The 18,884-nt window shown below is 74.9% G+C and carries 17 protein-coding genes; 8 read left to right on the top strand and 9 right to left on the bottom strand.

From position 1 onward, the window contains the following. The first annotated feature begins 88 nt into the window (after positions 1-88). Together AB2L28_RS00675 and AB2L28_RS00670 are read left to right on the top strand one after the other, a co-directional pair. Positions 89-1,291 (top strand): L,D-transpeptidase, encoded by a 1,203-nt coding sequence (locus AB2L28_RS00675; RefSeq protein ID WP_370716797.1) that lies wholly within the window; start codon positions 89-91, stop codon positions 1,289-1,291. Positions 1,292-1,299: 8 nt separating this feature from the next. Then, positions 1,300-2,229 carry a lysylphosphatidylglycerol synthase transmembrane domain-containing protein gene (locus tag AB2L28_RS00670; RefSeq protein ID WP_370716796.1) on the top strand — a complete coding sequence of 310 codons (930 nt, stop codon included), beginning with the start codon at positions 1,300-1,302 and terminating at the stop codon, positions 2,227-2,229. A gap of 64 nt (positions 2,230-2,293) precedes the next feature. On the opposite strand, the gene AB2L28_RS00665 is transcribed toward AB2L28_RS00670, so the two are convergent. The 5 genes from AB2L28_RS00665 to ctaE all read right to left on the bottom strand — a co-directional run bounded on the left by AB2L28_RS00665 (position 2,294) and on the right by ctaE (position 7,502). Further along, positions 2,294-3,055: an SDR family oxidoreductase gene (locus AB2L28_RS00665; RefSeq protein ID WP_370716795.1), complete on the bottom strand. Its 762-nt coding sequence runs from the start codon at positions 3,053-3,055 to the stop codon at positions 2,294-2,296. A 111-nt stretch (positions 3,056-3,166) separates the two neighbouring features. Beyond that, positions 3,167-4,840 (bottom strand): cytochrome bc1 complex cytochrome b subunit, encoded by a 1,674-nt coding sequence (qcrB, locus tag AB2L28_RS00660; RefSeq protein WP_370716794.1) that lies wholly within the window; start codon positions 4,838-4,840, stop codon positions 3,167-3,169. Beyond that, positions 4,837-5,868 carry a cytochrome bc1 complex Rieske iron-sulfur subunit gene (gene qcrA, locus AB2L28_RS00655; protein WP_370716793.1) on the bottom strand — a complete coding sequence of 344 codons (1,032 nt, stop codon included), beginning with the start codon at positions 5,866-5,868 and terminating at the stop codon, positions 4,837-4,839. Before qcrA ends, qcrB begins: the two co-directional genes overlap by 4 nt. 64 nt (positions 5,869-5,932) lie before the next feature. Further along, positions 5,933-6,727, bottom strand: coding sequence for a cytochrome bc1 complex diheme cytochrome c subunit (gene qcrC / locus AB2L28_RS00650; RefSeq protein ID WP_370717250.1), 795 nt, complete (start codon positions 6,725-6,727; stop codon positions 5,933-5,935). Positions 6,728-6,842: 115 nt separating this feature from the next. After that, positions 6,843-7,502 carry an aa3-type cytochrome oxidase subunit III gene (gene ctaE / locus AB2L28_RS00645; RefSeq protein ID WP_370716792.1) on the bottom strand — a complete coding sequence of 220 codons (660 nt, stop codon included), beginning with the start codon at positions 7,500-7,502 and terminating at the stop codon, positions 6,843-6,845. A gap of 306 nt (positions 7,503-7,808) precedes the next feature. Here ctaE and trpD point away from each other — a divergent pair, with 306 nt between their 5' ends. Continuing rightward, positions 7,809-8,864: an anthranilate phosphoribosyltransferase gene (trpD, locus tag AB2L28_RS00640; RefSeq protein ID WP_370716791.1), complete on the top strand. Its 1,056-nt coding sequence runs from the start codon at positions 7,809-7,811 to the stop codon at positions 8,862-8,864. Positions 8,865-8,948: 84 nt separating this feature from the next. Here trpD and AB2L28_RS00635 read toward each other — a convergent pair whose 3' ends face one another. Both AB2L28_RS00635 and AB2L28_RS00630 read right to left on the bottom strand, forming a co-directional pair. Continuing rightward, positions 8,949-9,227, bottom strand: a complete 279-nt coding sequence (locus tag AB2L28_RS00635; protein ID WP_370716790.1) for an Lrp/AsnC family transcriptional regulator — start codon at positions 9,225-9,227, stop codon at positions 8,949-8,951. After that, on the bottom strand, positions 9,224-11,011 hold the full coding sequence (locus AB2L28_RS00630; RefSeq protein WP_370716789.1) for a DEDD exonuclease domain-containing protein: 1,788 nt from the start codon (positions 11,009-11,011) through the stop codon (positions 9,224-9,226). Before AB2L28_RS00630 ends, AB2L28_RS00635 begins: the two co-directional genes overlap by 4 nt. Before the next feature lie 131 nt (positions 11,012-11,142). Between AB2L28_RS00630 and AB2L28_RS00625 the strand changes: the two genes are divergently transcribed. The 3 genes from AB2L28_RS00625 to AB2L28_RS00615 are packed head-to-tail and all read left to right on the top strand — an operon-like array spanning position 11,143 to position 13,776. Continuing rightward, positions 11,143-11,406 carry a hypothetical protein gene (locus tag AB2L28_RS00625; protein ID WP_370716788.1) on the top strand — a complete coding sequence of 88 codons (264 nt, stop codon included), beginning with the start codon at positions 11,143-11,145 and terminating at the stop codon, positions 11,404-11,406. 7 nt (positions 11,407-11,413) lie between these two features. Then, entirely contained in the window at positions 11,414-12,598 is a 1,185-nt protein-coding gene (locus AB2L28_RS00620) for a hypothetical protein (RefSeq protein WP_370716787.1), read from the top strand. Next, the gene (locus tag AB2L28_RS00615; protein ID WP_370716786.1) at positions 12,595-13,776 is read left to right on the top strand and encodes a glycosyltransferase family 4 protein; all 1,182 of its coding nucleotides are present in this window, start codon (positions 12,595-12,597) and stop codon (positions 13,774-13,776) included. Before AB2L28_RS00620 ends, AB2L28_RS00615 begins: the two co-directional genes overlap by 4 nt. Here the strand turns inward: AB2L28_RS00615 and AB2L28_RS00610 are convergent. Next, complete coding sequence (locus AB2L28_RS00610; protein WP_370716785.1) at positions 13,679-15,058, bottom strand: hypothetical protein; 1,380 nt, start codon at positions 15,056-15,058, stop codon at positions 13,679-13,681. The two genes, AB2L28_RS00615 and AB2L28_RS00610, sit on opposite strands and share 98 nt — an antisense overlap. After that, on the bottom strand, positions 15,055-16,854 hold the full coding sequence (locus tag AB2L28_RS00605) for an AMP-dependent synthetase/ligase (protein ID WP_370716784.1): 1,800 nt from the start codon (positions 16,852-16,854) through the stop codon (positions 15,055-15,057). Before AB2L28_RS00605 ends, AB2L28_RS00610 begins: the two co-directional genes overlap by 4 nt. A gap of 244 nt (positions 16,855-17,098) precedes the next feature. On the opposite strand from AB2L28_RS00605, the gene AB2L28_RS00600 reads away from it, so the two are divergent. Together AB2L28_RS00600 and AB2L28_RS00595 are read left to right on the top strand one after the other, a co-directional pair. Further along, complete coding sequence (locus AB2L28_RS00600; RefSeq protein WP_370716783.1) at positions 17,099-17,746, top strand: hypothetical protein; 648 nt, start codon at positions 17,099-17,101, stop codon at positions 17,744-17,746. A 110-nt stretch (positions 17,747-17,856) separates the two neighbouring features. Then, positions 17,857-18,852, top strand: coding sequence for an ROK family glucokinase (locus AB2L28_RS00595; RefSeq protein WP_370716782.1), 996 nt, complete (start codon positions 17,857-17,859; stop codon positions 18,850-18,852). Positions 18,853-18,884 lie beyond the last annotated feature (32 nt).

Raw genomic sequence — 18,884 nt, 5'->3', positions numbered from 1 at the left:
GAGCATGGTCGGTGGGGGAAGCACGAGAGGGCCGTCGAGCCCGGGGGAGAACACGTCTGTCATGAAGAGTCCTGGTCAGTCCACGTCCGTGCGTCGACGCACGCTCGTCGGTGCGCTGCTGGCGGCCGCCGCGGTCCCGACGGCCGCGGCCTGCCAGTCCGACACCGGCGCGGCCGCAGGGCCGACGGCGACGCGGTCGGCATCACCGACGGCGACGCCGCCGAGCTTCACCGTGACCCCCGCGGACGCGGCCGTCGACGTCCGCCCGGACGCTCCCGTCACCGTCTCGGTCGCCCACGGCACGCTCACGGACGTCACCGTGACCGGTCCCGACGGTGCGCCCCTGGCCGGTGCCCTCGACGCGGCCGGGACGACGTGGACCTCGCAGGGGCCCCTCGCCGTCGGCTCCGCCTACGCCGTCCACGCCGTGGCGCAGGGGGCGCCGGGGGACGCCGTCGCCCACGACAGCACCCTCACCACGCTGACGCCGGCGGAGACGGCCTTCCCGGCCGTCGCCCCGCTGTCCGGCAAGGAGGTGGGCGTGGGGATGCCGATCATCGTCACCTTCGACTCACCCGTCGCCGACGACCGGCGCCGTCTCGTCGAGGAGAACCTCCACGTCACCGTGACGCCGACACCCGTCCCGGGGTCGTGGAGCTGGCAGTCCGACACCAAGGTCGAGTACCGGCCCGAGCAGTACTGGCCCGCCCGCTCGGCGGTCCACCTGGACGTCGACCTGGGGTCCATCGAGGTGGCCCCGGGGGTGTGGGGGAAGACCCGCGACATCGACTTCACCATCGGGTCGGCCATGGTCAGCACCGTCGACATCGCCGCCCACACCCTCACGGTGACCCGCGACGGTGAGGTCCTCAAGACCATCCCCGTCACGCTCGGTCAGCCCGGCCACGGGGGGAAGTTCGTGACCCGCAGCGGGACGAAGGTCATCATGAGCCTGGAGGCCTCACGGCAGATGGACTCCGAGACCACGGGCATCGGGCAGGACGACCCGAACTACTACAACGTCAACGTCGAGTACGCGATGCGCGTGACGAACTCCGGCGAGTTCCTCCACGCGGCACCCTGGTCGGTGTCGTCGCAGGGACGCGCCAACGTCAGCCACGGCTGCACCGGCATGAGCACCGAGAACGCGAAGTGGATGTTCGACCAGTCCAAGGTGGGGGACGTCGTCGTCTACACGGGCAGCGACCGGGGCATCGAGCCGGGCAACGGCTTCACGGTCTGGAACGAGGCCTACCCGCAGTGGCAGCAGGGTTCGGCCCTCCGCGCCTGACGGGGCGGGTGACGGCCCGCCGCGCGTGGCGGGTCGTCCTCGTCGTCGCCACGGCGGTCGCCGTCGTCGTGCTCACCCGACGGCTGGAGGCCGCCGACCTCGGGGAGCGGTTGCGGTCGGCGGACCCGGTCTGGGTGCTCGCCGCCGCCGTCTGCTCCCTGCTGCCGATCGCCGGGAACGTCGCGTCGATGACCGCACTGTCACCCGTGCCGATCCCCGTGCCCCGCACGGTGGTGGTGTGGTTGGCCACCTCCTTCGTCAACCTCGTCACGCCCTCGAGCTCGGGCGGGGTGGCCCTCACGGTCCGCTACCTGCAGCGCCGAGGGTTGCCGCTCGCAGTGGCGGTCACCACCATCGGCGTCGTCCAGTCGACGTCCTTCGTCGTGACCGGCGTGCTGGTGCTCACCGCGCTGCTGAGCGCCGGGCGGTCCGCCGCGTCGGCTCTGAGCGTCCCGTGGCCGGTCCTGGGGGTGGGAGCCGCCGCCCTGACCGTGACGGTGCTGGTCGTGCGGTGGCACCCGCGGCTGCGGCGGTGGTCGGTGCGACGGGTGGTCGAGCCGGTGCGCGCGGAGTGGCCGGCGCTGCGTCGGGTGCTGACCCACCCCGGGCGGGTGGCGGTGGCGCTGCTCGGCCACCTGACCGTCCCGCTGGGGTTCGCGGCGACGTTGGCGTGCTCCGCCCGGGCCGTCGGGGGCGAAGCGCCGCTCCTGCTCCTGGTCCTCGTCGTCGTGGGCAGTTCCGCGGTCACGGCGGCCGTCCCGGTGCCCGGCGGCATCGGGGCCTCCGAGGCCGCCCTCACCGCGGGTCTCGTCGCCTGCGGGCTGGGGGCGGAGGCGGCCCTGTCCGCGGCTCTGCTGCACCGGGCCCTCACGTTCTGGGTGCGGGTGCCGCCGGCGTGGGTGGCGCTGCTGTGGCTGCGGCGCCGCCACGCCGTCTGAGAGCCGTTCGAGGGCCGTCCGACGGGCCGGGGCACCCCGGCGCGCGGTGCCCCGGTGTCCGGGGTCAGCTCACGAAGGAGGAGATGTCCCCGACGTAGCGGGTGTGGTCGGCCGGGACCGGCTCGACCGCCGCCAGCGCGACCTCGGCGGCGAACCCCGCCACGTCGTAGAGCTTGCCGGCCGCCTCCTTGCGGGTGGCGAGGGCGCCGGGGTTGGACCGCTCGAGCAGGGTGGCGGTGATGGTGCCCTCGATCATGTCCCCGGACACGACGACGAACTCGACTCCCGCGGCCTCGACCGTGGGGATGAGGGCCCGCAGCGCGTCCTCGCCGGCGCGCTTGCTGCGCGCGACCGGCTCGTACTCCGGCATCGTCTGGACCGTCTCGATGAAGTGCGCCTGGTGGCTCGTCACGAAGACGACGCGCGAACCGGGTGCCAGCAGGGGGAGCGCCGTCTCCAGCGCGTTGACCTGGGCGTCGCGGTTGAGCTGCATCGCGTAGTCCTCGGCGACACCCTGCTCCATGCCGCCGGAGGCGTTGAGGACGAGGACGTCCAGCCCACCGAGCTCGGTCCGCACGCGGTCGAACATCGCCTGCACCGACGACGGTTCCGTCAGGTCGGCGGCGACGGCCCTCGCCTCGGCCCCACCGGCCGTGAGGGTGGCGACGAGCTTGTCGGCGCGGGCGGCCTTGTTCCGGTAGTTGACGACGACCGAGGCGCCGGCCTCGGCGAGGTACGTCGCGGTCTGGGCGCCGATGCCGCGGGAGGATCCGGTGATGAGGACGCGCTGGCCGGAGAGGCTGCCGGGGGCGAGGGGGTTGGTCACGGGGCAGGAGCCTAACTGCTCGTCGGGACGGGGGTGGTCGGGTGCGGATCGGCCGGTCCGCTCACGCAGAAGGGCCCCGAGCCGGTGGCTCGGGGCCCTTCTGGTGGCGGATCAGCTGTGGGTCGTCTGCGACGTCCCGATGGCCGGGTGGTCGGCCCGGTCGAGCTCGTCGGCGTGCGCCTGCTCCAGCTCACCGTGGTGGTCGTGGTGGGCGGCGGCCAGTTCGGTCGGGGTGACCGGCTCGACGCGGTCCTCGAAGTAGAACTTCGAGAGCCGGCGCTGGACCTTGCCGAACAGCGTGTCCGGGTTCCCGGCGTCCACACGGTCCTCGATCTCCATCGGGCGCAGCGAGTCGTGCTGGACGAGGGTCCAGCGCTCGAGGTCCGTCAGGGGGGCGTGGACCTCGATGAACTCACCGTGCGGCAGCCGCACGATGCGCCCGGTCTCGCGGCCGTGCAGCGCCTTCTCGCGGTCCTTGCGCTGCAGCCCCAGGCAGATGCGCTTGGTGACGACGAACGCCAGCGCCGGCAGCGCGAACACGAGGACGCGCAGCGACCGCGTGATGTCGTTGATCGACAGGCTCATCATGTGGGCGATGATGTCGTTGCCGCCGGAGATCCACAGCAGGATGTAGAACGTCAGCGCCATGACGCCGAGACCCGTGCGGGTCGGCTGGTTGCGCGGGCGGTCCAGCAGGTGGTGCTCGCGGCGGTCACCCGTCGCGGCCTGCTCGATCCACGGGTAGAGCACCATCACGCCCATCGTCAGCAGGATGACGACGGTGGTGGGGATGAAGATGTTCATCGAGAACGTGAAGCCCCACAGCGTGAACTCGAACCACCCCGGCATGAGGCGGACCGCACCGTCGAGCCAGCCCATGTACCAGTCCGGCTGCGAGCCGGCGGTGACGGGCGAGGGGTCGTACGCGCCGTAGGCCCAGATGGCGTTGATCTGCACCAGTGCCCCGAGCGCCGCGATGACGCCGAAGACGATGAAGAAGAACCCGCCGGCCTTGGCCATGTAGACGGGGAACAGCGGGAACCCCACGACGTTGTCCTCGGTCCGGCCGGGGCCGGGGTACTGGGTGTGCTTGTGCACGACGACCAGCATGAGGTGCACGGCGATGAGGGCCAGGATGACCGCCGGCAGCAGCAGGATGTGGATCGTGAAGAACCGCGGGATGAAGTCCACCCCGGGGAACTCGCCGCCGAAGAGGAAGAAGCTGATGTAGCTGCCCACGACCGGGACGGCCAGGATGATCGCCTGCGCGATGCGGATCCCGGTGCCGGAGAGGAGGTCGTCGGGCAGCGAGTACCCGGTGAAGCCCTCGAAGACGGCCAGGATGGCCAGGATCGAGCCGATGACCCAGTTGACCTCGCGGGGCTTGCGGAACGCGCCGGTGAAGAAGACGCGGGCCATGTGGACGACCGTGGCGGCCACGAAGACCAGGGCGGCCCAGTGGTGGATCTGCCGCATGAGCAGACCACCGCGGATGTCGAAGGAGATCCGCAGCGCCGACTGGTACGCCTCGGAGACGTGCTGGCCGTAGAGCGGGATGTAGTTCCCGGTGTACGTCGTCTCGGCCGCGCTGGGTTCGTACCACAGCGTGAGGAACGTGCCCGTGAGGAGCAGGATCACGAAGCTGTACAGCGTGATCTCGCCCAGCATGAACGACCAGTGGTCGGGGAAGATCTTGCGGGCGAACCCGTTGACGACCTTGCTCGCGCCGACGGTGTCGTCGGCGAAGTTGGCGACGCCACCCGCTGCCTTGTCGATGGTGCTCATCCGCGCTCCCAGAAGCTCGGGCCCACGGCTTCGTGGAAGCCGCTCGTCGCCACCAGGTAACCCTCGTCGTCCACAGCGATCGGGAGCTGGGGGAGGGGCCGCTTGGCGGGGCCGAAGATCACCTTGCAGTCCTGCGTCAGGTCGAACGTCGACTGGTGGCAGGGGCACAGCAGGTGGTGGGTCTGCTGCTCGTACAGGGCCACGGGGCAGCCCATGTGGGTGCAGATCTTGGAGTAGGCGACGGTCCCGTCGACACCCCACTCGTTCTGCTTCGCGCTCAGGAGGTCCTGCTCCAGCCGCATGATCAGCACGGCGGACTTGGCCTTCTCGTCCAGGGGGTGTTCGAGGTCCTCGATGCCTTCGGGCAGGACGTGGACCACCGAGCCCAGCGTGACGTCCGCGGCGCGGATCCGTCCGCCCTCGGGGTCCTTGACCAGGTGGGTGCCTTCCGCCCACATGGTGGTCGACAGGTCGTCCCCGGGCAGGGGGCCGGTGTCGCGCAGGAAGAAGACCGCGGGGATCGGGAAGAGCACCAGCGCACCGACGAGGGTGTTGCGGATCAGCGGCCGCCGGCCCAGGCCGGCCTCGCCGACGCCCTCCTTGAGGATGGCCACGGCCTCCTCGCGCTCGGCCGTCGTGCCGCGCTGGCGGTGGCGCATGTCGATGCGCTCGTCGTCCGGCATGAGGGTCTTGGCCCAGTGCACGGCGCCGACGCCGAGGGCGAAGAGCGAGAGGAACATCGACAGGCCGATGGCCTTCGTCGACCAGCTCACGCGCTCGAAGCTGCCGTCGTACTTGATCCCGATGATCGCGACGACGATCCCGATCGAACCCAGGATGGACAGCAGCAGGAAGAAGGCGACCTGCCGCTCGGCGCGCTTGGCCGCCTTCGGGTCGGTGTCCCCCATGCGGTGGCGGTGCGGGGGCAGCCCGGGGTTCTCGAAGCGGTCGGGGACGCCGCCCCCGGGCTTGGCCAGGGTGTTCCCCGGCTGCCCGTGCGCCTCGTCGGCGCGTTCGATGTCGCTCATGCTCCCTGCCCGTCCGGTTCCAACACGTTGCTCACTGAGGTGCTCGTCAGCGTCGGGGTGCTCATCAGGAGGACTTCATCCCCAGCCACACCGAGACGCCGATGAGGGCGCCGATGCCCGCGATCCAGGCCACCAGCCCCTCGGACACCGGTCCGAGCGAACCCAGGGTCAGCCCGCCCGGGTCGGGACGGGTGTCCTGCCCGCCGCGGTCGGTCAGCCAGGCGATGATCGCCGTCTTGTCCTCGGGGCTGATGTTGTTGTCGTTGAAGACCGGCATCGACTGGGGGCCGGTCTGCATGGCCTCGTAGATGTGCTTGGCCGAGGTGCCCGTCAGGTCCGGGGCGTACTTGCCGCCGGTGAGCGCTCCGCCCTTGCCCTGCGAGTTGTGGCACATCGCGCAGTTGGTGCGGAAGATCGCCGCGCCGCGGGCGACCTCCTCGTCGGAGACGCCGCTCGTGCCGAGCTGCTCCTCGGTCGGGATGGCCGGGCCCGGGGCGAGCGAGGCGATGTAGGCCGCCATCTGGTCGATCTGCTCCTGGGAGAAGCGGATCTTGTCGACCTCGGGGGCCTGCGGGCCCGACTGGGCCAGCGGCATCCGGCCGGTGCCGACCTGGAAGTCGACCGAGGCCGCCCCCACGCCGATGAGGGACGGGCCGGGGTTGCGGCCGTCGTTCACCCCGCCGCCCTGGGCGTCGATGCCGTGGCAGGTGGAGCAGTTGGCGAGGAAGAGCCGCTTGCCCTCCTCGATGTCGTCGGCCGAGGCCGTCGCGGTCGTCGCCTGGGCCTGGCGGGGCGACAGGGCCGCGTACAGACCCCCGACGAGGAGCAGCGCCAACGCGATCAGCACGACGACGGCCATGGGGTGGCGCCGCCGGGCGCTGAGTGCGGTGAGGGTCCTGGTCACGGTGCTGGTGCTCGCTTCCTACGGGGGCGATCGGAACTGCGCGGGGGGAACGTCGTCGGGGTCCTGCTCGTCACTTGAGGACGTAGATGACCGTGAAGAGGCCGATCCAGACGACGTCGACGAAGTGCCAGTAGTACGAGACGACGATCGCGCTCGTCGCCTCCTGGTGGCCGAAGCGCTTGGAGGCGTAGGAGCGGCCGATCACCATGAGGAAGGCGACGAGCCCGCCGAAGACGTGGATGCCGTGGAAGCCGGTGGCGAGGATGAAGACCGAGCCGTAGGCGTTCGTGGCGATCGTCAGGCCCTCGTGCGCCAGCTCGGCGTACTCGAAGACCTGGCCGGCGACGAAGAGCCCGCCGAAGACGTAGGTGAGGATGAACCACTCCTGCATGCCCCACTTGGAGAACTGCAGGAGGCCACCGGTGCGGCGGGGCTGGAAGCGTTCCGCGGCGAAGACGCCGAACTGGCACCAGAACGACGAGATCACGAGGATCGTCGTGTTGACGCTCGAGAACGGGACGTTGAGCAGCTCCGGCCCGGACTCCCACAGCGCCGGCGCCACGGAGCGGATCGTGAAGTACATGGCGAAGAGCCCGGCGAAGAACATGAGCTCGCTGGACAGCCACACGATCACGCCGACCGACACCATGTTGGGTCGGTTCACCGACCCGTGTGCAGGACTCGGGGTACTGCTCTGGACAGCCTGTGCACTCGCCACGGCGCCAATCATGCCCCACCCCCGGCGCGGTTCGCTGCCCGGGGACCGACAACGTGTCGTAGACCACCGCTCCGCCGGGTGGGGGAGGTTCGGCACGCGGTGTGCGCAGGTCGTGCGCAGGGTGCCCGCGACCGCTCGTCCGTGCGGGCGAGGACCCCGGCGGTCAGGGGAGCCTCAGTCCCGGATCACAGAACGGTCTCGATCTGCCGGGAGCCCGCGCGGCGGGGCCGCCGACCCGGGGCACGGCCCCCTCAGTAGGGTGCGGAGCGCTCCGGGCACGCCGGGGCGCGCACACGACCCGCGGGAGCCGAGGACGCCATGACCACCGCCGCACCCACGTGGGCCGGGCTGCTGACCGAGCTGCTCGCCGGTTGCGACCTGACGGCGGAGCAGGCCGGCTGGGCCATGGACCAGGTGATGCGCGGTGACGCCGGCGACGTCCAGCTCGCGGGCTTCCTCGTGGCGCTGCGGGCCAAGGGGGAGACGAGCCAGGAGCTCACGGGCCTGGCCGACGCGATGCTGTCGCACGCCGTGCCGCTGTCCGTGCCCGGACCGGTCGTCGACCTCGTCGGGACCGGTGGTGACCGCGCGCACACGGTGAACATCTCGACGATGGGTTCCCTCGTCCTGGCCGGGGCCGGGCACCGGGTGGTCAAGCACGGCAACCGCGCCGCGACGTCGGCCTCCGGGTCCGCCGACGTCCTGGAGGCGCTCGGCGTGCGGCTGGACCTGCCGCCGCGGCGGGTGGGGGAGCTGGCCGTCGAGGTCGGCATCACGTTCTGCTTCGCCCAGGTCTTCCACCCGGCCATGCGGTACGCCGCCGGCGCCCGCGCCGGCCTCGGCGTCCCCACGGCCTTCAACGTCCTGGGGCCCCTGACGAACCCGGCCCGCGCCGGAGCCACGGCCGTGGGCGTCGCGGACCGGCGGATCGCCCCGCTCGTGGCGGACGTCCTGGCCGCCCGCCGCACCCAGGCCCTCGTCTTCCGCGGCGAGGACGGCCTCGACGAGCTGACGAGCACGGGCCCCGCCCGCGTCTGGGTCGTCGACGACGGGCACGTCACGGAGGTGGGCCTGGACCCCGTCGCCCAGCTCGGGCTGGCGCCCACGACGCTGGCGGACCTGCGGGGGGCCGACGCCGCGCACAACGCCGGGGTCGCCCGGGACCTGCTCGCCGGGACCCGCGGTCCGGTCCGCGACGCCGTCGTCCTCAACGCCGCGGCCGCCCTCGTCGCCGCCGGGGTGCGGGCCGACGGCAGCGGGCTGGCCGAGGGCCTCACCGCCCACCTGGCCGAGGGCGTGCGGCAGGCGTCCGCCTCGTTGGACTCCGGTGCGGCCGCCGACGTGCTCGACCGGTGGGTGCGCGCGTCCGCGTGAGGCCCCGTGCCGCGGTCGGGGCACCGGTCCACAGCGCGTGCACGGCCCGAGGACGCGGACCCGCCGGCAGACCGCGGGGAGGGCTCAGTCCACGCCGAGCGCGAACGCCGATTCCAGGTCGTGCCGGGAGTAGGCGCGGAAGGCGATGTTCGTCGTGGTCGACACGACGCCCTCGACGCGGCTGACGCCGCCGGCGATGACGTCGGCCAGGTGCTCGTGCTCGCGCACCCGCACCATGACGACGAGGTCGACGTCACCGGTCACGGAGTACACCTCGCTGACGCCGTCGAGCTCGGCGAGGGCCTGGGCGACCTCGGGGATGCGCCGGCCGTCGCAGGCCACGTTGACGATGGCGGTGATCACGCGGGTGAGGTTACCGCCGTCGCCGCCAGCCGGCTGCGCGCCCAGCCCGCGCCGCGCACCGGGCACGTCCACGGCGAGGCGTCCGGGTCCTGCAGCGCGACGAGCCGCACCCCCGGCTGCTCGAGCCAGCTGACGAGGGCGTCGGTCTCCTCCACGAGCAGCCCCGCCCGCCCCGGGCCCGGCGGGGCGACGACCTCACCCGTGGCGCGCAGCGCCTCGATGTGCGGCACCGGGTCGGCCCCGCGCGGGGTCAGGCAGGTGCCCGCGAACCGGCCGTGGCGGATGAGCACGACCTCCCAGCCGCCCGTGGGCCAGCCGGGTGTCGGCGCGCTGCGCCGGGCGGCGACGATCTCCGGGTTCGCCGCCACCGGAGCGCGGCGCTGCGCGCGGTCGGCGGCCTGCAGGAAGGCCTCGAGGCGGTCCCTGGCACCGGCGGCCTCCTCGTAGCGCTGCTGCGCGGCCAGCGCCTGCAGCCGCCGGCGGGCCTGGTCCAGGGTCGCGCCCGCGTCCTCGCGCAGCGCCCGCCGCACCTGCTCGACGACCTCGGCGTAAGACTGCGCGTCCTGCCCGCCGCGCTCGGTGCCCAGGCAGGGCGCCCCGCACCGGCCGATCTCGGCCAGGACGCACGCCCCCGGCCCGTCGGCCCTCGGCGCGCGGGGGATGCGCCGGGTGCACTGGCGCAGCGGGTGGACGTCGTGCAGCGCGGCGACGGCGAGCTCGGCGGTCCGGGCCGACCGGAAGGGCCCGAGGTACTCCGCCCCGTCGGCGGCGTCGTCGCGCACCTGCTTGACGAGGGAGAGCCGCGGCCACGCCTCGGCGGTCAGCTTGACCCAGGTGACCTTCTCCGGGGTCTTGGAGCGCCGGTTGTACGGCGGGGAGTGCTCGGCGATGAGGCGCAGCTCGCGCACCCGCGCCTCCAGGGGCGTCTCGCAGACCACCGGCACCACCGTCGTCGCGGCCCGCACCATCTCGGTCATCCGCGGCCGGGTCTCCGAGGCCGTGAAGTAGGACCGGACCCGCCGGTGCACGTCCACCGACGTCCCCACGTACAGCACCCGGCCCGCACCGTCGCGGAACTGGTAGACCCCCGGCGCCGAGGGCAGCCCCACGGCCAGGTGCTTCTTGGCCCGTCGAGCCGGGTTGACCGCGGTGGCGGTGAAGGCCGCCAGGTCCTCCAGGGAGTGCACCCCCCGGTTGCCCACCCGGGACAGCAGCGCGTGCAGGACGTCCACCGTCGCCCGCGCGTCGTGCAGCGCCCGGTGGTCCGGCGTCGTCGTCGTGCCGAAGAGGCGGGCCAGCGTCCCCAGCTTGCGGTTCGGCGCCTCGTCCCGGTCGACGAGCTGGCGGGCCAGGACGACGGTGTCCACCACCCGCGGCGCCGGCCACGGCCGGTCCGTCAGCGCGCACGCGGCCTTGAGGAAGCCGACGTCGTAGGGGGCGTTGTGCGCGACGAGCACGGCCCCTCGGTCGAAGCCGGCGAACTCCAGGAAGCTCGGCAGCGCCTCCGGTGTCGTCGGGGAGCCCGCGACCATGCGGTTCGTGATGCCGGTGAGGACCTGGACGAAGGCCGGGATCGGGGAGGCGGGCCGCACGAGCGTCTGGAACTCGCCCAGCACCCGACCGCCGCGGACCTTCACCGCGCCGATCTCGGTGATCTCCCCGCCCGAGGGCGGCCCACCCGTCGTCTCCAGGTCCAGCACGACGAACGTGACGTCCGCCAGCGGCTGCCCGAGGTCGTCGAAGCTGGCCTGGAAGCTCGTCGGGGCGTGGGTGTCGCCGGGCATGGGGCGGACGGTAGGCGAGCGGTCCGACACCACGCCGCCGACACGCGGCGGGCCGGCGGCCGGGGGTCCTCGAACCCCTGTTCGACCCCTCGTGTCGGAGGTCGGTGCTTCAGTGCGCAGCACCGGTCGCGGTGACCGGTCCTGACGAGCTGGAGGTCCCGGTGCTCATCGACTGCGACAGCTGCACGGCCCGTCCCCTGGCCTGCTCCGAGTGCGTCGTCTCCGTCCTGCTGGGCGCCCCCGACCAGCGGGTGCTGGACGAGGAGGAGGTCGGTGCGGTGGAGGTGCTCGCGGCCTCCGGGCTCGTCCCGCCGCTGCGGCTGCGGACGACCACCCCGGTGGCGCGGGTCGTCGGCCTGCCGGCGGCGCGCTCGGGGGAGCGGCAGGCGGGATGATGGCCCCGTGCCCGCCGGTCCGTCCTTCCCCCGGCGCTCCCTCCTCCTCGCCCCGGTCCTCGCACCCGCGGCGCTGGCGGCGTGCGGCCCCGCGGCACCGGTCGCGGACGGGCCCGGGACGCCGGTGCGGGTTCCGGCCGCGCAGGCCCTGGCCGACCGGCGCAGCGCCCTCCTCGCCGGTGACCTCGACGGGGCGGTGGCGGTCCTGGCCCCGGGGGACCGGGCGGCTCAGCGCGTCCGCGACGCCGCCGCCCTGGCCGCCGGTCTCGACGACTGGGCCGTCGAGCTGCCCGCCGCCGCGACGGGCGGCGACCGCGAGGTCCGGGGACTGCTGCGGGTGCGGGTCGCCGGGGAGGGGCGGGCGGTCGCGTCCGAGGTGCGCGTGCGGTGGGACGGAGCGCTGCACCTGGCGACCGGCACGCCGCAACCCTGGGACCTGTCCGCACCGGTCACGGCCCAGCGCGTCGACGGCGGGGTCGTCCTGCACGTGGGCCGGCCGTCGGCGGTCGGCCGGGAGGTCGCGGCCGACCTCGCCGACGCCACCGCCCGCGTCGACGCGGCGTGGGGTGCCGACCGGCCGCGGGGCACGGCCGTCGTCGTCGTCCCCCGCGCGCAGGACCTCACCCGGCTCGCCGGGACCGGCGGTGACCTCGACGCCGTCACCGTCGGGCTCGACGCCGACCTCGCCGACGGCCGTCCGGCCGGGGTCCGCGTCGTCCTGCCCGCCGAGCGGTTCGCCGCGCTCACACCGCTCGGGCGAGCGGTCGTCCTCACCCACGAGCTCGTGCACGTCGCGACCCGGGCCACCCCGCGCCCGCCCGGGGCCCTCGTGCCGCGCTGGCTCACCGAGGGCTACGCCGACCACGTCGCCCGCCGGGGGCGCGACGTCCCGGCGACGGCGCTGGCCGCCGCCCTGCTCGCCGACCCCGGCGAACCGCAGGTCCCGGCCGACGCCGACTTCACGGCACCGGACCCCGCCCGCGCCCAGGTCGCCTACGCCGCCGCGTGGACGCTCGTGACCTCGGCCGCGCGCGTGAGCGGCACCCCCGCCGTCACCGCGCTCGTGCGGGACGTGTGGACGGGCACGGCCCTGGGGGCGGCGTGCGCCGCGCGGCTCGGGCGACCGCTCGCCGACGTCGTCGCCACCTGGCGCCGCGACGTGCGGACCGGCCTGGTGGGGTGGGTGCCGTGAGCACCCTCGTCGTCACCAACGACTTCCCGCCGCGCACCGGGGGCATCGAGTCGTTCGTCCACGCCGTGGTCCGGCGGTTGCCGGAGCACGGCGGTGGGCCCGTCGTCGTGCACACGGCCCGCCAGCGGGGGGACGTGGGGACCGACGCGGCGCTCGCCGAGGCGGGGATCACCGTCGTGCGCGACCCGTCCCCGTTCCTGGTCCCCACCCCCGGGATCGTGCGCCGCGTCCAGCGGACGGCCCGCGAGCACGGCGCCGACCGGGCGTGGTTCGGGGCGGCCGCACCGCTGGGGCTCATGGCGCCCGCCCTGCGCGCGGCCGGTGTCGAGCGCACGGTGGCCACGACGCACGGGCACGAGGTGTGGTGGTCGAGCCTGCCGGGCTCGCGCAGCGCGCTGCGCCGGATCGGCGAGGGCAACGACACCGTCACCTACCTGGGGGACTGGTGCCGCTCGCGGGTGCAACGGCCCCTGACCCCGGCCGCCCGGTCGCGGATGCGCCGGCTCACCCCGGGCGTCGACACGGCGGTCTTCCGCCCCGACCCCGGCGCCCGCCGCGCGGTCCGGGACCGGTACGGCCTGGGCGAGCGGCCCGTCGTCGTGTGCGTCTCCCGCCTCGTCGCCCGCAAGGGCCAGGACGTCCTCGTGCGGGCCCTGCCCGCGCTGCGGGAGCGGGTGCCGGACGCGGTCCTGCTCCTCGTCGGGGACGGCCCGCACCGGTCCGCCGTGGAGCGGCTGGCCGACCGCGAGGGCGTCCGCGAGCACGTCGTCCTCACCGGGGCGGTCCCCTGGGAGCGGACCCCGGCGCTCTACGCCGCCGGGGACGTGTTCTGCATGCCCACGCGCACGCGCCTGGGCGGCCTGGAACCGGAGGCGCTGGGCATCTGCTACCTGGAGGCGGCCGCCTGCGGGCTGCCCGTCGTGGCGGGCGACTCCGGGGGCGCGCCCGACGCGGTCCTGGCGGGGGCGAACGGCGTCGTCGTCGACGGCCGGGACGAGGCGGCCGTGGCCCGCGAGGTCGCCGGCTTCCTCACCGACCCGGCCCGGTCGGCGGCCTTCGGCGCCACCGGCCGGGAGTGGGTCAGCCGGCGCTGGAGCTGGGAGGAGCAGACGCGGCGGCTGGTGGCCCTGCTGGCCGGGGCCGACGTCCCGGCCGACCCCGCCGGGCCGTCCCGCTGACGCCCCGCCCCGCGCCCTCACCGGCCGAGGCGGCGACCGCGAGCAGCAGCAGGGCCCCCACCAGCCAGAACTGGTTGTAGAAGGCCTGCTTGTTGACCAGGTTCGCGGCGAACAGCACGGCGGCGCACCACGTGAGCAGCCCCGCCAGGCCGACCGGGTGCCGCCGCAGGGTCACGACGGCCGCGCCGAGCACCGCGAGGACGACGAGCCCGACGACGGGCAGGGGCAGCCGCACGCCCGTCTCGTTGAGCACGAGGGTGTAGAGGGTGTCGGCGAAGCGCAGGGGCGGCAGGCCCAGCATCGTGCGCACGGTGTCGTGCCAGAACACCGGCAGGTCGGCGACGATCCAGGGGGCCATGAGCAGCCCCGCACCGCCCGTCGCCGCGAGCGCCCGCCGCCAGCCGAACCGCGGCCAGACGGCCAGCAGCGGCAGCAGGGCCACGACGTGCTGCTTGCTGGCCAGGGCGAGGGCGAGCGGTGCCACCGACCACCAGCACCGGTCGGCGCGGACCAGCCACGCCCACAGCGCCAGGCCGACGAGCACCGTCGGCTCGGTCCACGCCTGCTCGACGAGCGTGCTCGACCCCGGCGCGAGCAGCAGGAGCGCCGCGGCCGCGACCGCTCCCCGGCGCCACCGGCCCACGGCGGCCACGGCCAGAGCGCTGACGACGACGAGCGCGAGCATCGCCCAGCGCACGTCCCCGGCGATCCAGCGCCCCGGGGCCGACAGGACCGCCGTCCACGGCAGGTAGGCGAAGGCGTCGGAGATGCCGGGCGAGCCCACCCACTGCCGGCCGTAGACCGACTCCCCGCGCGCCGTCGCGTCGGCGGCCTGCTGCAGGATCACCCACACGTCGATGCGCGGCGCCGGGTCACCCACGACCACGAGCGCCCCGCTCGCCACCGCCCCGGCGAGCGCGACCCCCGCCGCCAGGACGCGGGAGGCGCCGCGGCCCGGCAGCAGCAGCCCCGCGGCCGCGACCGAGGCCACGCCCAGGATCAGCTGGACGCCCGAGAGCGCCCGCGCGTCGAGGTAGGAGAACGGCGTCACCGCCAGGTGCACCAGGCCCACGACCGCCAGGACGGCCGACGGCACCCAGCCCCCCGTGCGGGGCGCCGGGTGGCCGGGGTCGGCGCGGGCCGTCCACGCGAGCGCGACGACGACGGCCGCGACCACGACGTACCCGGCGACGATCCACCACCGGTAGCGCACGACGCTGTGGGTGGCCAGGGCCAGCAGCGCCGTCCAGGCGGCGAGGGCGGCGGTGTCGCGCGACCTCACGAGCGGTAGAGCGCCTCGACCTCGTCGGCGAGGTCGTGCAGGACCTCGTGCCGCTTCACCTTCAGCGACGGTGTGAGGTACCCGTTCTCGACGGTGAAGTCCTCGGTCAGGACCCGGAACCTCCGGATCGACTCCGCCCGGCTGACCGACTCGTTGGCCTTGTCGACCGCGGCCTGCAGCACGGCGAGGACGTCGGCGTCGGTGCGCGCCGTCGACAGGTCCAGCCCCGCCTTGCCGTGGTTGGCGCCCCAGGGCGGCAGGGCCTCCTCGTCCAGGGTCAGCAGGCAGCCGACGTAGTGCCGCTGGTCGCCGACGACGACGGCCTGCGAGATGAGCGGGTGCGCCCGCAGGCGGTCCTCCAGCGCCGCCGGGACCACGTTCTTGCCGTTGGCGGTGACGATGATCTCCTTCTTGCGGCCCGTGATGCGCAGGGCGCCGTCCTCGTCGAGGGAGCCGAGGTCACCGGTGCGGAACCAGCCGTCGTCGAAGGCGTCGCGCGTCTCCTCCGGCCGCCCGCGGTACTCGGTGAAGACCCCGATCCCGCGGGCCTCGACCTCCCCGTCGGGCGCGATGCGCAGGTCGGTGCCCGGCAGCGGCGGCCCGACCGTGCCGATCCGCAGCCGCGAGGGGCGGTTCACCGCCAGGGGGGCGGTGGTCTCGGTGAGGCCGTAGCCCTCCAGGACGACGAGGCCCGCGCCGCGGAAGAAGTGGGCGAGGTGCTCGCCCATGGGGGCGCCCCCGGAGACCGCGTACTCGACCCGGCCGCCCATGAGGGCGCGCAGCTTGGCGTAGACGAGGCGGTCGAAGACCAGGTGCCGCACCCGCAGCGCGGGCGAGGGACCGCCGGTGTCCAAGGAGCGCGACCACGCGTCGGCGGTCGCGGCGGCCTGCTCGAAGATCCGGGAGCGCAGCTTCCCGCCGGCGGCGGCCTTCTGCTGGGCGCCGGCGTAGACCTTCTGGAACACGCGCGGCACCGCGAGGATGAAGGTCGGGCGGAAGCCCCCGAGGTCGGGCAGCAGGTCCTTGGCGTCGGGGGTGTGCCCGACGCGGATGCGGCACACGAGGCACAGGGCCTGGATGAAGCGGGCGAAGACGTGGGCCAGGGGGATGAACAGCAGCGTCGCGGCCTCGGGGTGGCGCAGCACCTCGGGGATGGCGGCCTCGGCGTTGCGCGCCAGGTCGAGGAAGTTGCCGTGCGTCAGGACGCAGCCCTTGGGACGGCCGGTGGTGCCGGAGGTGTAGATGACCGTCAGCGGGTCGCCCGGTCCGGCGATCGCGCGGGCCCGGTCCACGTCGGCGTCGGGGACCTCGCGGCCGGCGGCGCGCAGCTCGTCCAGACCGCCGGCCTCCAGCGTCCAGACGTCCCGCAGTCCCGGGAGCCGGTCGCGGACGGCGGCGATCCGGGCGGCGTTGGCGCTCGTCTCGGCGAAGCACGCCACGGCCCCGGAGTCCGACAGGATCCACTCGACCTGCTCGGGCGAGCTCGTCTCGTAGACGGGCACGGTGACCGCTCCGGCGAACCAGCCCGCGACGTCGACGAGCGTCCACTCGTAGCTCGTGCGGGCCATGATCCCGACCCGGTCCCCGGGGGCGACCCCCGCGGCGAGCAGCCCCTTCGCCACCGCCGTGACGTCGCCCAGGAACTCGGCGGCCGTCACGTCGCGCCAGCTGCCGTCGGACTGCTTGCGGCTCGCCGAGACGTGGCCCGGGTCCTCGCGCGCCGTCCGGGCGACGCAGTCCGTCATGTTCCCCGTCGTGGCCGGGGGGACGAGCGGGGGCTCGCTGCTGCTCGGCACGGTGTTCCTCCCAGGTCGGCCTCGCCGCGCTGCGAGGACGTGGTCGTGCGGTGGTCGCGCGGTCGGGTGGTGCGGTCGTGGTGGTGCCGCGGGACCGAGCCCGACGGGTGGCAGCGACCCTACCCGTGGAGCCGCCGCGCACCCCGCGTGCGCCGCGCGGTCCCACGTCCGGCTCAACGCGCACCCGGGCCCGGGGTTCCCGCGGGGCTCAAGGAGGGGGCCGCGGCTGCCGATGCCGCCGGGTGTGACCCAGGACCCCCGCGCGTCGCGGCCCAGCTCGTTCCTCGGCGCGCTGCACCCCGCCACGGACGAGGACGGCGACCTCGGCTGGGTCCCGCGGCGGGGCCCCCGCCCCACCACGGCGACGTCGGCCGCCTTCGGCGGTCTCGAGGTCGGCCCGCCGGTGAGCCGGCTCGCGGTCCCCGCGCCCGGGCAGGCGCCCGCTCCCGCCCCGGCCGGGCCCGCCCGCGCCGCGGTCGCCGCGCAGCGGTGCCCGTCCTGCGGTGCGCGCACCCGGCCGGAGGAGTCGTGGTGCTCGCTGTGCCACACCTCCCTGCTGCCCGCCCCGGTGCCCCCCACCACCCCGGCCACCTCAGCCACCCCGGCCACCCCGGCTCCCGGCCCCGCGCCGTCCCGGCCCGCCCGCGTCGTGGAGGACGACGGCGGCCAGCTCGCCCTCGACCTCGGCGCGCCCGCGGGCACCCCCGGACGCCCGGCCCTCGACGAGGCCGAGGTCGAGCGAATGCTCGGTGCGCTGTCCCGCCAGGGCGGGACGGGCCTGCGCGGCCTCGGCAGCCGGCGGGCCAAGGTCCTCGTCGCCGCCGGTGGCGCGGCCGGTCTGACGGCGCTGCTGCTCGCGGGGACGGCGGTGCTCGGCTCCGTCCTGGGCTGAGGCCCGGGGGCGCGGGAGCGGCCCGAGCGACCGGGTAACCTCTGGCGGGCCCGCGTCCGCGTGGCCGCCCTGCGCCGCGGGGCCGACGTCGCAGGGAGAACCGCACCGGCATGGTCGAGCTGGCAGCCCAGAACCCCGTCCCCCACGCCGTGCCCCACGCGGTGGGTGTCGACATCGGCGGCACCAAGATCGCGGCCGGGGTCGTCGACCACCGCGGCGAGATCCTCGTCCAGACCCGTCGGGAGACCCCCGCCTCGCACCCCTCGGCCATCGCCGACGCCGTCGCCGACGCCGTCGCGGAGCTGCGCACCACCCACGTCTTCGGCCCGGTCGGCGTCGCGGCCGCGGGTTTCGTCGACGCCGCGCGCCGGCAGGTCGTCTTCGCCCCGAACCTGGCCTGGCGGGACGAACCGCTGGCCGACCACCTCGAGGCGCGGATCGACGCGCCCGTCGTCGTCGAGAACGACGCCAACGCCGCCGCCTGGGCCGAGTACCGCTTCGGCGGCGGTCTCGACGAGCACGGCAACGCCGTCGACGACCTCGTCATGCTCACCCTCGGGACCGGGCTCGGCGGCGGCATCGTCACCGGCGGTGTCCTGCAGCGCGGGGCCAACGGGGCCGCGGCCGAGCTGGGCCACGTCCGCGCCGTCCCCGGTGGTCGCGCGTGCGGCTGCGGGAACTCCGGCTGCTGGGAGCAGTACGTGGCGGGCAACGCCCTCGTGCGCGACGCGCGCGACCTGCTGCTCTCGGGGGACCCGGGCGGTGCGCCGCTGCTGGCGGCCGTCGGGGGTGACCCCGAGGCCGTGACCGGTCCCGTCGTCACCCGTCTCGCCCAGGCCGGCGACCCCGGGTGCGCGCGGCTGCTGGCCGACGTCGGTCGCTGGCTCGGCGAGGCCGTGGCGAGCTTCGTCGCCGTCCTGGACCCGGAGGTCGTCGTCATCGGCGGCGGTGTCTCGAGCGCCGGTGACCTGCTGCTCGGCCCGGCGCGGGTCAGCCTGGCCGCGAACCTGCCCGGCCGGACCCACCGGGAGCCGCCGCCGCTGCGCACCGCGACCAAGGGCAACGACGCCGGGATCATCGGCGCCGCCGACCTCGCCCGCGTCTGAGCTCCGGCCACCCCACGATCCCGGGAGACCGC

Source organism: Kineococcus mangrovi, assembly GCF_041320705.1.
Classification (GTDB): Bacteria; Actinomycetota; Actinomycetes; order Actinomycetales; family Kineococcaceae; genus Kineococcus; species Kineococcus mangrovi.
Note: the sequence above shows the minus strand (reverse complement) of the source record. Positions and strands in the feature narration are given on the sequence as shown.